The sequence below is a fragment of the Kutzneria chonburiensis genome, from assembly GCF_028622115.1.
GTDB classification, from domain to species: domain Bacteria; phylum Actinomycetota; class Actinomycetes; order Mycobacteriales; family Pseudonocardiaceae; genus Kutzneria; species Kutzneria chonburiensis.
Map to the genome: position 1 here is coordinate 2,602,081 of NZ_CP097263.1, position 14,567 is coordinate 2,616,647.

Annotated in this window: 12 protein-coding genes; 8 read left to right on the forward strand and 4 right to left on the reverse strand. The window is 69.9% G+C overall.

Annotated features, from left to right (window positions below):
* Nucleotides 1-85: 85 nt before the first annotated feature.
* Nucleotides 86-1,441 carry an amidase family protein gene (locus M3Q35_RS11940; protein WP_446685285.1) on the forward strand — a complete coding sequence of 452 codons (1,356 nt, stop codon included), beginning with the start codon at nucleotides 86-88 and terminating at the stop codon, nucleotides 1,439-1,441.
* Here M3Q35_RS11940 and M3Q35_RS11945 read toward each other — a convergent pair.
* Nucleotides 1,432-2,043: a hypothetical protein gene (locus M3Q35_RS11945; protein WP_273941764.1), complete on the reverse strand. Its 612-nt coding sequence runs from the start codon at nucleotides 2,041-2,043 to the stop codon at nucleotides 1,432-1,434. The two genes, M3Q35_RS11940 and M3Q35_RS11945, sit on opposite strands and share 10 nt — an antisense overlap.
* Before the next feature lie 421 nt (nucleotides 2,044-2,464).
* On the opposite strand from M3Q35_RS11945, the gene M3Q35_RS11950 reads away from it, so the two are divergent.
* The 3 genes from M3Q35_RS11950 to M3Q35_RS11960 all read left to right on the forward strand — a co-directional run bounded on the left by M3Q35_RS11950 (nucleotide 2,465) and on the right by M3Q35_RS11960 (nucleotide 7,172).
* Nucleotides 2,465-3,454, forward strand: a complete 990-nt coding sequence (locus M3Q35_RS11950) for a LacI family DNA-binding transcriptional regulator (RefSeq protein ID WP_273941765.1) — start codon at nucleotides 2,465-2,467, stop codon at nucleotides 3,452-3,454.
* Between the two features lie 63 nt (nucleotides 3,455-3,517).
* Nucleotides 3,518-5,104, forward strand: a complete 1,587-nt coding sequence (locus M3Q35_RS11955) for a Na+/H+ antiporter (protein ID WP_273941766.1) — start codon at nucleotides 3,518-3,520, stop codon at nucleotides 5,102-5,104.
* A gap of 118 nt (nucleotides 5,105-5,222) precedes the next feature.
* Nucleotides 5,223-7,172 carry a S9 family peptidase gene (locus M3Q35_RS11960; protein WP_273941767.1) on the forward strand — a complete coding sequence of 650 codons (1,950 nt, stop codon included), beginning with the start codon at nucleotides 5,223-5,225 and terminating at the stop codon, nucleotides 7,170-7,172.
* Here the strand turns inward: M3Q35_RS11960 and M3Q35_RS11965 are convergent.
* Entirely contained in the window at nucleotides 7,159-8,298 is a 1,140-nt protein-coding gene (locus M3Q35_RS11965; protein ID WP_273941768.1) for an LLM class flavin-dependent oxidoreductase, read from the reverse strand. The genes M3Q35_RS11960 and M3Q35_RS11965 overlap by 14 nt on opposite strands.
* Nucleotides 8,299-8,731: 433 nt before the next feature.
* Here M3Q35_RS11965 and M3Q35_RS11970 point away from each other — a divergent pair, with 433 nt between their 5' ends.
* Nucleotides 8,732-9,808, forward strand: a complete 1,077-nt coding sequence (locus M3Q35_RS11970) for a GlxA family transcriptional regulator (protein ID WP_273941769.1) — start codon at nucleotides 8,732-8,734, stop codon at nucleotides 9,806-9,808.
* 45 nt (nucleotides 9,809-9,853) lie between these two features.
* Here M3Q35_RS11970 and M3Q35_RS11975 read toward each other — a convergent pair whose 3' ends face one another.
* Together M3Q35_RS11975 and M3Q35_RS11980 are read right to left on the reverse strand one after the other, a co-directional pair.
* Complete coding sequence (locus tag M3Q35_RS11975; protein ID WP_273941771.1) at nucleotides 9,854-10,483, reverse strand: polysaccharide lyase family 7 protein; 630 nt, start codon at nucleotides 10,481-10,483, stop codon at nucleotides 9,854-9,856.
* 140 nt (nucleotides 10,484-10,623) lie between these two features.
* Nucleotides 10,624-11,430, reverse strand: coding sequence for an SAM-dependent methyltransferase (locus M3Q35_RS11980; protein WP_273941772.1), 807 nt, complete (start codon nucleotides 11,428-11,430; stop codon nucleotides 10,624-10,626).
* A 94-nt stretch (nucleotides 11,431-11,524) separates the two neighbouring features.
* Between M3Q35_RS11980 and M3Q35_RS11985 the strand changes: the two genes are divergently transcribed.
* From M3Q35_RS11985 to M3Q35_RS11995, 3 genes are all read left to right on the forward strand, one after another.
* A complete protein-coding gene (locus M3Q35_RS11985; RefSeq protein ID WP_273941773.1) occupies nucleotides 11,525-12,394 on the forward strand; it encodes a LysR family transcriptional regulator in 870 nt (289 codons plus the stop codon).
* Between the two features lie 70 nt (nucleotides 12,395-12,464).
* A complete protein-coding gene (locus M3Q35_RS11990) occupies nucleotides 12,465-13,520 on the forward strand; it encodes a tartrate dehydrogenase (RefSeq protein WP_273941774.1) in 1,056 nt (351 codons plus the stop codon).
* On the forward strand, nucleotides 13,517-14,401 hold the full coding sequence (locus M3Q35_RS11995) for an alpha/beta fold hydrolase (protein ID WP_273941775.1): 885 nt from the start codon (nucleotides 13,517-13,519) through the stop codon (nucleotides 14,399-14,401). Before M3Q35_RS11990 ends, M3Q35_RS11995 begins: the two co-directional genes overlap by 4 nt.
* Nucleotides 14,402-14,567 lie beyond the last annotated feature (166 nt).

Below are 14,567 nucleotides of genomic sequence, written 5' to 3' on the forward strand. Positions count from 1 at the left end.
CGCAGCGGTCGGCCCTGCGGCGTTTTCGCCCTACGCTGATCACGTGAACCTCGACGCGGCAACGATCCCGGACCTGCAAGCCCGTATGGCCGACGGCACGATCACCGCGGTCGATCTCACCGAGGCGTACCTGGCCCGAATTCGCGAGCTCGAGCCGAAACTGAACTCCATCCTGTTCCTGGACCCGACGGCCGTCGACCAGGCCCGGGCGTCCGACGAGCGCCGCCGAGGCGGCCGCACGCTGGGCCCGATGGACGGGATTCCCGTGCTGCTCAAGGACAACATCGACACCCACGACCTGCCGACCACCGCCGGTTCACGGGCGTTGGTGGCGGCCAACGCGACCGCGGACGCCCCGCTGGTGCGACGGCTGCGTGACGCGGGCGCGGTGATCCTGGGCAAGACGAATCTGTCGGAGTGGGCCAACTTCCGGTCGACCAAGCCGACTTCGGGCTGGTCGGCGGTCGGCGGCCAGACGAGCAATCCCCATGTGCTGGACCGGAATCCGAGTGGGTCCTCGTCGGGGTCGGCGGTCGCGGTGGCGGCGTCGCTGGCCCAGGTGTCGATCGGCACCGAGACCGACGGCTCGATCGTCTCGCCCGGCGGCGTGAACGGCATCGTCGGGCTGAAGCCGTCGCTGGGTGTGATCGACGGCCGTGGCATCGTGCCGATCTCGCACGAGCCGGACACCGCCGGCCCGTTCGCGCGGCACGTCGTCGATGCCGCGATCACGCTGTCGGTCCTGGCCGGCCGGGATTTCCGGCCGGCCGAGATGTCGTTGCGGGGTAGACGAATCGGGGTGTGGACGATCGACGGCACCGGCGACGTGTGGCAGCAGACGCTGGACACGCTCGGCCGGGCCGGCGCGATCCTGGTCAACGTGCCGCCGGCCGACCAGGACACGATCGGCGACAACGAATGGCCGGCGCTGATCGCCGAGTTCAAGCGTGACCTGCACGCCTATCTCGCCACACGGCCGGGTGTGCCGCAGACCCTGGACGAGCTGATCACCTTCAACCGCAACGATCCCGTCGAACTGTCGAAGTTCGGGCAGGAGCTGTTCGAGCAGGCCAAGGCCGCCCCGCCGACCACCGATCCGACCTACCGCCAGCAGCGAGCCACGGCCACCGAACTCGCGCGGGGCTATATAGACGGTCTGATCACCGGCGAAGGTCTGGACGCGATCATCGCGCCGACCAACGCACCGGCCTGGCTCATCGACTACGCGGTCGGCGACGTGGAGGGCGTCGGGTCCTCGACGCCAGCAGCCGTCGCCGGCTATCCGAACATCACCGTGCCGGCGGGGTTCGTCGGCGCATTGCCGGTCGGTGTGTCGTTCATGGCCGAGAAGAACGCCGACACGCGGCTGCTGGCCCTGGCCGCGGCCTTCGAACGCGTCGCCGACGCCCGCCGGGCACCGGAGTTCCGGCCTCACCAGTGATCGTTGCAGGCCACCACATGCAGGCGCAGTGGGGCATCGCGGCGCTTCCAGATCGGCCCGCTGCCTGAGCACACGCCGAGGTCGAGTTCGCCGCAGACGTGGGCATCGGGCGCCGTTGCGAGCTCTGCCGGCCCTTGTTCGACAAGGTCGACGAAGGTTTTGCTGCCGAGCTCGTAGCCCTGGCGGCTGCCGACGACGAACAGGGTGTCGGCAGCGAAGTCGTAGCGCAGGTGATCCTTGAAGCCGCGCCGCCATGACCGCTCGTGCTCCGCGCGCTCGACAGTGCGGAACGGCGTGGCCGGCAGCTCCACCTTCTGCAGCCCGGTCGGCGTGAGCCGAGCCCGCACGTCTTTCCATTGCGCGGTGGGGAACTTCAGGGTGTGGTGCAGGAACACGAGATCGAGGCGGCGGCCGAGGTAACGGACCTCCGGGTCGCAGGCGCTGGAGCGCAGCGGTAGGTACACCAGGCTGTGCGGCGAGCGTGCGGCGAGCCACCAGGCCAGGGCGAAGTCGACCGTGGCGGCCTTGTTCACGTACATCTCGACGCCCCAGCCGGCTTCGTACATCGCGCCATGGGCGATCGGGCGGGCCGGGTGGATCACGCGGTAGGTGTCGCGGCCGCGGCGGACCTCGTTGACGTGGAACTGGCGGTCTCGGCGTCTCATGGCCGCCGCTGGCTGGTCTCGGGCACATGATCAGGCTACGGCCGCGCCGCCACCGAATATCGGCCGGCCAGCCGTGTGGGACGCACTGAACCGGTTCGAACACGACCGGGTTCGACTGCGAATTGAAATGAGTGGGTAACACAGCGCAATTGTGTGTCGGCATGCCGATAAACACGCTGTACGGTATCGATTCAGAGCCATCTGACGTGCCCGTTCGACGAATTCGACAACCGTTTGCAGTGGGCGGTTTCCGAATGTTTCGAAGCCGGCGAATTGCTTCTTGCACAGGCACGATCGTGTGTTCTAGCGTCGATAACGTTGTCGATGCGCTCCAACCTTTGCGAGGGGACAAATTTCCGTGGTGACCATCATCGATGTCGCACGGGCGGCCGGCGTCGCGCCGAGCACGGTGTCGTACGTGCTCAGCGGGAAGCGGTCGATCTCGCCGCAGACCCGACGGGTGGTGGAGCAGAGCATCCGCAGGCTGGGCTATCACCCGCACGCCGGCGCCCGCTCGCTGGCCAGCAGCCGCACCAATGTGCTGGCCCTGGTGGCGCCGCTGCGCGAGGACCTGACGGTGATGGATTTCGTGGCGGCGGTGGCATCCGCGGCCCGCGATCACGACCAGGACCTGTTGCTGCTGACCAAGGATGAGGGGCCGACCGCGCTGCGCCGGGTCATCTCCTCGGCGCTGGCCGACGCGATGATCGTGTTGGACGTGGAGGCGGCTGATCCCCGGCTGCCGACGCTGCTGGCGCTGGGCCGCCCGGTGGTGTTGATCGGCACTCCGAGCCAGCCGACCGGCCTGACCAGCGTGGACCTGGACTACACGGCGGCCGGCGAGCGCTGCGTCGAGCATCTGGTCGACCTCGGGCACCGGTCGATCGGCATGGTCGGACCGGCGCCGGCCGTGTACCAGCGCGGCGTCAACTCGGCGTTCCGGTTCCTGCGCGGCCTCACCGACTCCGCGCAGGCCCACGGCATGCTGTTCCGCGCGCGGCCGTGCGGGCACAACTACGACGCCGTCCGCGACTGCCTGGACGCGTTGCTGCGGTTGGAGCCGACAGCCTTGGTGGTGCACAACGAGAGTGCGCTGCCGATCGTGCTGGCCGAGCTGCACCGGCGCGGGCTGCGCGTGCCGGCCGACATGTCGGTCGTGGCCGTCTGCTCGGACACCGCGGCGACCTCCGGCGCGGTGCCGCTGACGACGGTGTCGATCCCGGCGGCGGAGCTTGGCCGGCTGGCCGTGGAGATGGTCATCCGGCAGATCACCGGCAGCACGCAGCCGGAAACCCGGCTCCTGCCGCCGCGGCTGACTCCAAGGGCAAGCACCGCTTCCCGTCCGTAACACTCCACAGTGCACCGAACGCGTCGACAGGCGGCATGATTACCGCGGTCGAAGGAGGTCGACGTGCTCGGTCTTGAACTCGTGGTGGCGCTGGGTGTTGCGGTGTTGGTGTCGGGCGTGGTGGCGCAGCGCTTCCGCGTCGCCCCGCCGGTCGTGCTGCTGGCGTGCGGTGTGCTGCTGGGGTTCGTGCCCGATGTGCTGAACGTGCAGCTGCCGTCCGAGGTGGTGTTGCTGCTCTTCCTGCCGGCGTTGCTCTACTGGGAGAGCCTGTCCACGTCGCTGCGCGAGATCCGCAACAACCTGCGCGGGATTGTGCTGGTCAGCACGGTGCTGGTGGTCGTCACGGCCGGCGCGGTGGCGGCGGCCGCGCATTGGCTGGGCATGGAGTGGGGGCCGGCGTGGGTGCTCGGCGCGGCGGTCGCGCCGACCGATGCGACGGCCGTCGGCGTGCTGGCTCGGATGCTGCCGCGTCGGCTGATCACCACGTTGCGGGCCGAGAGCCTGGTCAACGACGGCACCGCGCTGGTGATCTTCGCGCTGGCCGTGGGGATCACCGTCGGGCAGCAGGAGTTCACCGTCCCGCACGTGGGCGGGCTGTTCGTGGTGGCCTACGTCGGCGGGATCGCCGCCGGTGTCGTGACGGCCGCCGCGACCATCCCGATCCGCCGTCGGCTGGACGATCCGCTGCTGGGCAACGTGGCGATGATCCTCACGCCGTTCGTGGCCTTCCTGCTGGCCGAGGCGATCTACGCCTCCGGCGTGCTGGCCGTCGTGACGACCGGGTTGATCATGAGCCAGGTGATGCCGCGGATCGGCCGGGCCGAGACCCGTCAGCTGTCGCAGGGCTTCTGGGGTCTGGCCACGTTCCTGCTCAACGGGGCGCTGTTCGTGCTGGTCGGGTTGGAGTCGCACGCCGCCGTGCGTGGGCTGGCCAGCGGTAACCTGATCCTCGGGCTGATCACTGTCGGCGTGGTGTGCGTGGTGCTTGTCGCGGTGCGGATCGTGTTCTTGTTCGTCAGCGTCTACATCATCCGGGCCGTCGACCGGCGGCCGTCGCAGCGGCTGCGCCGGATGAGCCATCGCAGCCGTATCGTCAGTGGCCTGTCCGGTTTCCGCGGCGCGGTGTCCCTGGCCGCCGCCCTGGCCGTGCCCGACACGGTCGTGGGCGGGGCGGCCTTCCCCGGTCGCGACATGATCGTGTTCGTCACGGCCGGCGTCATCATCGTCACGTTGGTCGGGCAGGGTCTCGTGCTGCCGCGAGTCGTGCGCTGGGCCCACCTGCCCGATGACAACGCCGTCGCCGCGGAGCGCCGGTTGGCCCAGCGGATCGCCACCGAGGAGGCCCTGGCCGCCATGCCGTTGGTGGCCGACGAGCTCGGCACCGACCCCGATGTCGTGGCCCGGCTCAACAAGGAGTTCGAGAAGCACCTGCACGTGCTCCACGACGGCGACGAGGACGACGCCGACGGGCCGGCGCTGCGCCACGACCAGCACTACACCGCCCTGCGCCTCGCCCTGCTCGCCCGCAAGCGCGCCACCGTCGTCCGGCTGCGCGACGAGAACCGCATCGACGACACCGTGCTGCGGCAGCTCCAGGCCCGTCTCGACATCGAGGAAGTCCGGCTGTCCCAACGAGAACTCGTCGACTGACCGAACAGGCATCCCATCCGGGTCAACGGGCTGCCGGGGTGACCGCGGGAGCCGCCGGATCGACACTTTGGGCGGATCCGGCGGCGCGTAGGGCTCGGAGCGACAACAATCGGTGCCTATGACGGACGCCCAGTATCAGGCCGTGGAGAAGCACCTGCGCGCGCTGCACGAGCCGGCCTTCGGGCGGCCGTCGGCGATTCGTGAGGCGGACGTCTCGCCCGACGGGCGGCGGGCGGTGGTGACGGCGGATGTGCTGGACGAGCTGGTAGGGGTGCCGCGCAGCGCGGTGTACACGGCGGAGAACGGCCGGCTGCGGGCGGTGAGTGCGAGGGGTGGATCGGCCTGCTGGCCGAGGTTCTCACCGGACGGGCGGATGCTGGCGTTTCTGTCGGATCGGGCCCGGGCGGGCGTGTTCCAGCTGCAACTGCTGGCGGAAGGGCATTTCGGCGAAGCGCTGGCGACGACGAAGGTACCGGGCACGGTCGAATGGGCGCACTGGTCCCCGGACAGCCGGCGGATCCTGCTGGGTGTGGCCGGAGTCGGCGCGGACATGGCCAGCGGGCAGGGATCCGGGCAGAACGACTACGCGAAGGCGGAGCGGCCGGCCTGGTATCCGGAGACCGATACGGGCACGCCGCCGGAGCAGGCCTGGCGCAGCCTGTGGGTGTACACAGTGGACAGTCAAGAGGTCGGAAGGGTTTCGCCCGAGGGGCTGAACTGCTGGGAGGCCGGGTGGTCGGGGCCGGATGCGGTCGTCGCGATCACCTCGACCGGGCCGACTGAAGACGACTGGTACGACGGGGTGCTGTCCCGCATCGAGCTTTCCGGTGCGACCAAGACATTGCTGACCAGCGACGTCCAACTTGGACTGCCGGTCGGCTCCCCCGACGGCCGGTATGTCGCGGTGGCGCAGGCGTTGTGCAGTGACCGGTGGCTGGTGGCCGGCGACGTGCTGCTGCACGACACGACGACCGGCAGTACCAAGCAGCTGGACACGGCTGGCACAGACATCACGCGGCTGGCGTGGATCACCGACAACCGGCTGGGGTACTTCGGTTTGCGGCACATGGACTCCGTTGCCGGCATCATCGACGTGCCCACAGGTACGGTGACGGAGCTGCTGGCCACGTCGTCGCACTGCGGCGGCAACAGCTTCTACCCGGACGGGGCGTTCACGGCGGACGGCCGGATCCTGGCCATCCGGGACAACTACGCGCTGCCGCAACAGGTGATGCTGGGCGACGAAGTGCTGGCGTCGATCGCCCACCCGGGCACGGATTTCCTGCGCTCGGTCGCCGGCACGGCCGAGGTCGTCACGTGGACCGCGCCGGACAGCCTGGAGATCGAGGGCATCCTCTGCCGGCCCGAGGGTGACGGGCCGTTCCCGCTGGTCGTGCACGTCCACGGCGGGCCGATCTGGGCCTTCCGCAACCAGTGGGCCATGCGGTTCAGCTGGGTGCCTTTCTTGGTGTCACAGGGATATGCCGTGCTGAACCCGAATCCGCGCGGCAGCAGCGGCCGCGGGCAGGGCTTTGCCGAGCAGGTGTTCGGCGACATGGGCGGCGCCGACGCCGCCGACATCCTGGCCGGCGTCGACGCCATGGTGGCACAGGGAATCGCCGACCCGGCGCGGCTCGGGGTGATCGGCGGCAGCTACGGCGGTTTCATGGCGGCCTGGCTGGCCACGCAGGACACCCGCTTCGCGGCGGCGGTGCCGCTGTCGCCGGTGACCGACTGGTACAGCCAGACCTACACGAGCAACATCGCCGGCTGGGGAATCCGGTTCCTGGACGGGGATCCGGAGCGCCCGGACAACCAGGTGCACCACCGCAGCCCGATCCTGCACGCCAGCAAGGCCCGGACGCCGTGCCTGACCATGGTCGGCGGCCGTGACCGGTGCACACCGCCGGGCCAGGGCCGAGAGTTCCACCAAGCCCTTGTGGCCCAAGGGGTGCCGTCCGAGCTGGTGGTGTATCCCGAGGAGGGGCACGGCGTCCGGACCTATCCGACCGTGATCGACTACCTGAGCCGGATCGGCGGCTGGTTCGAGCGGTTCATGCCTGCCTAGCGGCCTCCACCACGGCGGCGGCGTCCGGCGTCTGGCTGCCGGCGAACGCGGGACGGCCGCCGTACGGGTCGGCGTCGGTCCACAGGGTGGTCGGGGCTTCCTTGCGCACCACCGGAATCACGTCCGAGGCCAGCCGCTCCAACATGCCCAGCTGCTGCTCGTGCGGCAGCATCGTGGGCAGGCTGAACGACTGGAGGTCGTGCCGGTAGGCCTCGTGGAAGTAGAGGATCTTCTCGATCACCTGCTGCGGGCTGCCGACCAGCACCGGCCCCTCGGCGATGGCGTGGTCGATGTCCCGGTACGGGGTCGCGGTGCCGCGCGAGCCGTCGCTCATCCGGTTGAGCATGGCGATGATCTGCTCGTACACCGGGCCGAACTGCTCCTTGGCCTCCTGGGTGGTGTCGGCCAGGTACAGAAAGCCGGCCCCGGCGGCGACGAAGGCGTAGCGCGGGTCGTGGCCGTGGCGGCGGTACTCGGCCCGGTAGTGGTCGATCAGCTCGGTGTAGCTGTCCCGCGGCTGGATCGCGTTGGCGCTGAACAGCGGGTCGCCCCACTTGGCCGCGAGCTCGGCCGAGGTCAGGGTGGTCGCCGAGCCGTGCCAGACGCGGGGCGCGCCGGCATAGGGCCGCGGCAGCGTGGTGGCGTCGGTCAGCGGGGCCCGGTACTTGCCCTCCCAGCTGACGTTCTCCTCGCGCCACAGCCGGCGCAGCAGCTCGTACTTCTCGGCCAGCTGGTCCCACTGCTGACCGGGCTCGACATTGAACAGCGGCAGCTGCTTGGCCTCGTTTCCCTTGCCGATGACCAGTTCCAGCCGGCCACGGGACAGCTGGTCCACGGTGGCGTAGTCCTCGGCGACCCGCACCGGGTCCAAAATGGACAGCACCGAGACGCCGGTCTGCACGCGGACCCGGCTGGTGTTGGCGGCGATCGCGCCCAGTAGCACGGTGACGCCGGCGGACAGGAACCGGCCGGCATGCCGCTCCCCCAGCGCCACCGCGTCGAGTCCGACCTCCTCGGCGAACCGCGCGCTGGCCAGCGCCTGGGCGAATCGGTCGGCCGGGCTGACGACCCGCCCGGTCACGGGGTTCTCCAGCAGCGGCAGGATGTCCAGGACTTGGAATCTCATGGGGCCGATCCTCCGTGAGCAGCGGTGGTGTCTCTGGCCAACGCTGTCACGCGGCCGGTATTCCCGGCCCGACCGAACGGGCAATCGCACATATCCCGCCATACCGCACAGCGCCGGCACCGAGAAGGCGGGAATCGGACTGGTCCCCCACCGCCGGTGGCCCTATGCTGAAGCGGAAGTTGAAATGCGAACGTTCTCCTTCACGGCGATCTCACACGCCGAGCGGAACGGCATTCAACACGGGGTGTTCGATCGCAGGACGTCCGCCACAGCGGCCACGGCGACCGCCAATTCGCGCGATGACGTAACGGGCGACCTACACAGGCACCGTCGGATGACTGATGCTCATTCCCCGCCCGGATGGGTACGTTCTCGACAACCCCCGCATACCACCCGCAGGAGCGTGCGTGGACATCACGAAAGGCAGGCGACCATGGCGACGCCGCTGCAGGTGCATTCGACCTACACCACTTTCGCCAGCAACCACGGCAAGGTGTGGCGGGCAACGCCGCACGGGCAGCAGGCCGTCGTGATGCGCACCGACACCGTCCGCGGCCCCGGGCGGCCCGCGCTGTCCCGCGGCCGCTACCGCCACGTCATCGCGCTCGTCGTCACCGGGGACGCCGTTTCCCTCGATATCGACGTCGTACGCCAGGTATTCGGACCGAGAGCGGCGGCCGAGTCCGATGTCGCCGGCCAGTACGAAGTCGTGCTGTGCGGCGAACAGGCCGAACTGGCTCCACTGAATGCGCTGACGACCGCCGACACGGTTGTCGTGCCCGGCGTGGAGAATCCGCTCACGCCGCGTAGTCCGGCGCTCATCGATGCGTTGCGGGTGGCCTATGCCGGCGGCGCGCGGATGGTCGGTTTCGGCAGCGGGGTATTCCTGTTGGGCTATGCCGGGGTGTTGGACGGTCGGCGCGCAACCACGCATTGGAAGTATGCCCGCGAATTCCGCGAGCTCTTCCCGTCCGTTCGGCTCGACGGCGACCACGCGTTCATCGACGACGAGCGGGTGCACACCGGTGGCGGCATGCTCTCCGGCGTCGATCTCGCGCTGCACCTGCTGGCCATGGATGTGGGCCGGGCGCGGGCCGAGGCCGTCGGCCGGGCGGTGATCGCCGCCCCGTGGCGTGGCGACGCCCGGGCCCGGCGCGCCGACGACCGTGAGCCGATGGCCCCGGTGATGGCCTGGCTGCGTGAGCACCTGCACGAGCCGTTGTCGCTGGCCAAGGTGGCCGAGGAGTCGTTCATCAGCGAGCGCAGCCTGGTCCGCAAGTTCCGCGCGGCCACCGGCACGACGATCTTCGACTGGGTCAACCGGGAGCGCATCGACCGGGCCAAGCTGCTGCTGGAGACCACCGACCACCCGGTGGCCGAGATCGCCGGCATGGTCGGCTTCGGCTCGCCGGAGACGTTGCGCCGCAACTTCCAGCGCCACGTCGGCACCACCGCCCGCTCCTACCGGCACAAGTTCCGGCACGCCGCCGCGCGGGACGCACGGGACTGAAATACCGGGTGCTGCGCCGACGTCGGGGCGGCGCAGCCCCGGGCGCTACTTGCGGTAGATGTGGATGTTCTTGACGTCCACGTCGCAGCGGGCCGACATGCCCTTCTGGTGGTAGACGCCGACCTTGAAGTAGTGGTTGGCGGCGCCGTGGTCCTGGAACACGCCGTGGGCCACGCCGTTGACGTAGACGCTGACCTTCCCGGTCGCGGTGTCGTGCACGACGTTGAGGGTCAGGTAGTGGTCGTAGAGCGGCTGGTAGAGCGTGGACTGGTCGTAGTACGACAGGCGATTCGGCATGGCCCAGGCCATGAACGCGGTTGCCCGGCCCTGCGCGCCGAAGACCTGCATGATCGAGGCGCGCGAGCAGCCGGCGGCCACCTTGATGTCGGCCTGGAACTGGGCCTGTCCGGACGTGTAGTCGTTGAAGAAGCGCAACTCCGCCCGCGGGCCGGAGTCACGGCCGGGGTACTTGCTCGGATCGGTGCTGAGCACCCACAGGTGGTGCACCCCGTTGGTCTCGGTGTGCCGGACCAGGCCCGGCGGCTCGTCCAGCTGGTACTGGGGGATGATCTCCGTCCAGCCCGAGCCGATCGGGCCGGCGGGGGCAGCCGAGGCGGGGGTGGCGATCAGGGTCAGTGCTGCGCTCAGGGCCAGGAGAAGTCGACCGATACTCATGTCTTGACTCCGCAGGGATGGCAGGGTCGCGACGGCGTGGCCGGACTGTAGCAACGCCGGAGAATCGGGGTAAAGGTTTACACCGCCCGACGCAGCCGATCATCGCGAAATCGGGGCCGGGTCATCGACAGCCCCGATCGCTACGGCTTGCGGCCGACGCCGACGAAGGCGCCGCTGCGGTCGGGGTGGTCGCCGACGTCCTCCGGCGACTCCGGGTGCCACAGCGGCGTGAAGACGATGCCCGGCTCGACCAGGTCGAATCCGGCGAACATGCCGGCGATGTCGTCCTTGCCCCGCGCGGTGATGGGGTTCTGCGACTGGGCGTAGAGCCGGATGATCTGGTCCACCTGGTCGCTGCCGACGTCCCGGGTGAGGTGCGACAGCGCGAAGTAGCTGCCGGCCGGCAGGGCCTGGCGGTAGGCGGCCAGCACCTCGTACGGGGAGACGCCCTCGGGCAGGAAGTGCAGCACGGCCACGGCCAGCAGCCCGATCGGCCGGCTGAAGTCGAGCACCGCACGGGTCTTGTCGTGCCCGAGCACGGTGACGTGGTCCTGGAGCTCGGCCTCGATGGCCACCGCGGTGGGATTGTCCTCGAGGATCAGGTCGGCGTGCGCGACGGCCACCGGCTCGTTGTCCACGTACACCACGCGGGCGTCGAGGTTGGTGTTCTGGGCGATCTCGTGCACGTTGCCCGCGGTGGGGATGCCGGAGCCGAGGTCGAGGAACTGGTCGATGCCCTGCGCCAGCATGTAGCGGACGGCCCGCCGCAGGTAGGCGCGGTTGAGGAAGGCGAACTCGGGCACTCCGGGCGCGGCCTGCTCGATCTGCCGCCCGAGCGCGCGGTCGACCTCGAAGTTGTAGCTGCCGCCCAGGAAGTAGTCGTACAGCCGCGCGGCGCTGGCCTTCTCGATGTCGACGTCCTTGGGGGCCCAGTCCGGTCGCTCCACCCGTTGCCTCCTCGCAGTCGCCGACCAGCCTAGTGATCACCGCCGGTGGGTCGATATACCCCGGAACGGGTGACGGACTGCGATACTGCCCACTGTGGACGCTCGGCAGCTGGAGTACTTCCTGGCGGTGGTGGACCACGGCGGCATGAGCCGGGCCGCGGCCGCGCTGTACGTGGCCCAGCCGTCGCTGTCGCAGGCGCTGCGCACCCTGGAGAAGGACCTGGGCCAGCCGCTGTTCCACCGGATCGGCCGAAAGCTGGTGCTCAACGACGCCGGCCGGGCCCTGGTGGAGCCGGCGCGGCAGGTGGTCCGGGGCCTGGCGACGGCACGGGCCGGCGTGGAGTCGGTGTCGGGGCTGGTCGTGGGCCGGGTGGAGATCGCGGCGACGCCGTCGCAGGCGGTGGAGCCGCTGCCCAGCCTGATCGGGGCCTTCACGGCTGAGCATCCGGGCATTTCGGTCGCGGTGAAGGCGGCCTTCACGGCGTCGTCGGTGATCGACATGGTCCGGGCCGGCACGGTCGAGGTCGGGCTGCTGGCCTCGACCGAGGAGCCGACGGCCAACGGCGTGCACTTCACGTCGTTGTGGCGCCAGCGGTTCGTGCTGGTCACGCCGCCGGACGGGCCGTTCGCGCCGGGGCACGTGGTGCAGCACAAGGAGCTCGCCGGCCGTCGGTTGATCGTCGGCCAGGTCGGCAGCGGCATGCGGCGCCTGGTGGACCAGATCCGGGACAGCGGCGTGGACCTGGCGGCGGTGGTCGACACCGAGCACCGCGAGGCGATCCTGCCGCTGGTGCTGAACGGCACCGGCATGGCCGTGCTGTCGGACGCCTGGGCGGGCCTGGCCACCCGAAGCGGGGCGCGGGTGCACGACCTGGAACCCGCGGCCTACCTGCACATCTCCCTGGCGACCCGACCGGATTCGCTGAGTCCGGCCGCCGCGGCGTTCATGGCCAGCGTCTCATAGGCAACGCCTATGAGACGGGCTGGAAACCGGTCTTGGACCGATCACGAGCAGAGGTGCTGTGATCGGACGCATGGTCTCCCATCGGATCGCGCTCATCCCCGGCGACGGCATCGGCCACGAGGTCACGCCGGCGGCCCGGCATGTGCTGGACACGGTCGGCGCGCGGCACGGCATCAGTTTCGCGTATGATGAGTTCGACTGGTCGTGCGCCCGCTACCACGAGACCGGCGAGATGATGCCGGCCGACGGCCTTGACCGCATCCGCCACCACGACGCCGTTTTCCTCGGCGCGGTCGGCGATCCGTCGGTGCCGGACCACGTTTCCCTGTGGGGGCTGCTGATCCCGATCCGCCGTGGCTTCCGGCAGTACGTGAACCTGCGGCCGGTCAAGGTGTTCGAGGGGCTGCCGAGCCCGGTGCGGACGGCGCTGCCGGGCGAGGTCGACCTGGTGGTGGTGCGGGAGAACGTGGAGGGCGAGTACGGCGAGATCGGCGGCCGGCTGCACCGCGGCTTCCCGGAGGAGATGGCCGTGCAGGAAGCCGTGTTCACCCGGGCCGGCGTCACCAGGATCGCCGAGTACGCGTTCACGCTGGCCGAGAACCGGCGCGGTGTGCTGACCTCGGCCACCAAGTCCAACGGGATCGTGCACACGATGCCGTTCTGGGACGAGGTGGTGGCCGAGGTGGCCACCAGCCATCCGGACGTGGCGTGGCGGCCTGAGCACGTGGATGCGTTGGCGGCCAAGCTGGTGCTCGACCCGACCCGGTTCGACGTGATCGTCGGCTCCAACCTGTTCGGCGACATCCTCAGCGACCTGACCGCGGCGGTGGCCGGCGGCATCGGCATCGCGCCGGCGGCGAACCTCAACCCGGAGCGGGATTTCCCGTCGATGTTCGAGCCGGTGCACGGCTCGGCGCCGGACATCGCCGGGCGCGGGGTGGCCAATCCGCTCGGCGCGATCTGGACCGCGGCGCTGCTGCTGGACCACCTCGGTCACGCCGAGGCGGCGGCCCAGGTGGAGAACGCCATCGCCGCCTGTCTGGCCAAGTCGCCGGTGCGGACGCCGGATCTGGGCGGCACCGCGACGACCGTGGAGTTCACCAAGACGGTGGTGGAGTTCGTATGAGCCTGCTGCCGGATTCCTTTGTGTACCAGGACATCGACACCGGCGAGGTGCGCATCCACTGCGCGGTCGCGGGCGACGGGCCGCCGCTGCTTCTGCTGCACGGCTATCCGCAGACCCACCTGATCTGGCACCGGGTCGCACCGCTGCTGACCTCGGACTTCACCCTGGTGCTGGCCGATTTGCGTGGTTATGGCGACAGCGACAAGCCCGCGCCGACGGCCGGCGAGCCGGAGTACACCAAGCGGGCCATGGCCGCCGACCAGGTTTCCCTGATGCGGCAACTGGGTTTCGACCGTTTCGGGGTGGTCGGGCACGATCGCGGCGGCCGCGTCGCGCACCGGATGGCCCTGGACACGCCGACCGCGGTGGAACGGCTGGCCGTGCTGGACATCGTGCCGACCCGCCACACGTTCGACAATGTTGACGCGGCGTTCGGGTTGGGCTACTTCCATTGGTTCTTCCTGGCCAACGGCAACGGCATCCCGGAGCGGCTGCTCGCGGCCGAGCCCGAGTTCTGGATCCGGTCACGGATGAACTCCCGGCACAGCGGCGGCACAGCGTTCGACCCGGCCGCGGTCGACGAGTACGTGCGCTGCTTCTCCGATCCGGCGGCGATCGCCGCTTCCTGCGCCGACTACCGGGCGGCGGCGGGCGCGGATCTGGTGCACGACAACGCCGACGCCGGCCGGCTGCTGGCCTGTCCGGTGCTGGCGCTGTGGGGCGAGCACAGTTTTGTCGGCCGGACCTACGACGTGGTGGAGGTGTGGCGGGAATATTCGGCCGAGGTGACCGGCCACGCGGTGCCGAGCGACCACTATCTGCCGGAGGAGCAGCCGGCGCTGGTGGCCGCGGCGATCGGGGAGTTCTTTCGGCCGACGTGATCCCCCCGCTCGGGGGTGACAGGGGGACCACGCGGCACCGGGTGGAGACTTGGGAATCCCGGCTACGCGACTATTCGCGGCCGCGACACTGATCGTTAGCCTTTCGGGCACGACAACTGCCCAGCGGTTCCTTTCCGCCGCTCAGCGGTGGATTCTCGTCGGCCAG

What these genes read in the sequence shown, in the direction of transcription:
- M3Q35_RS11990 (WP_273941774.1), top strand. Translation starts at nt 12,465, where the DNA reads ATGGTCTCCCATCGGATCGCGCTCATCCCCGGCGACGGCATCGGCCAC.
- M3Q35_RS11960 (WP_273941767.1), top strand. Translation starts at nt 5,223, where the DNA reads ATGACGGACGCCCAGTATCAGGCCGTGGAGAAGCACCTGCGCGCGCTG.
- M3Q35_RS11965 (WP_273941768.1), bottom strand. Translation starts at nt 8,298, where the DNA reads ATGAGATTCCAAGTCCTGGACATCCTGCCGCTGCTGGAGAACCCCGTG.
- M3Q35_RS11940 (WP_446685285.1), top strand. Translation starts at nt 86, where the DNA reads ATGGCCGACGGCACGATCACCGCGGTCGATCTCACCGAGGCGTACCTG.
- M3Q35_RS11970 (WP_273941769.1), top strand. Translation starts at nt 8,732, where the DNA reads ATGGCGACGCCGCTGCAGGTGCATTCGACCTACACCACTTTCGCCAGC.
- M3Q35_RS11995 (WP_273941775.1), top strand. Translation starts at nt 13,517, where the DNA reads ATGAGCCTGCTGCCGGATTCCTTTGTGTACCAGGACATCGACACCGGC.
- M3Q35_RS11975 (WP_273941771.1), bottom strand. Translation starts at nt 10,483, where the DNA reads ATGAGTATCGGTCGACTTCTCCTGGCCCTGAGCGCAGCACTGACCCTG.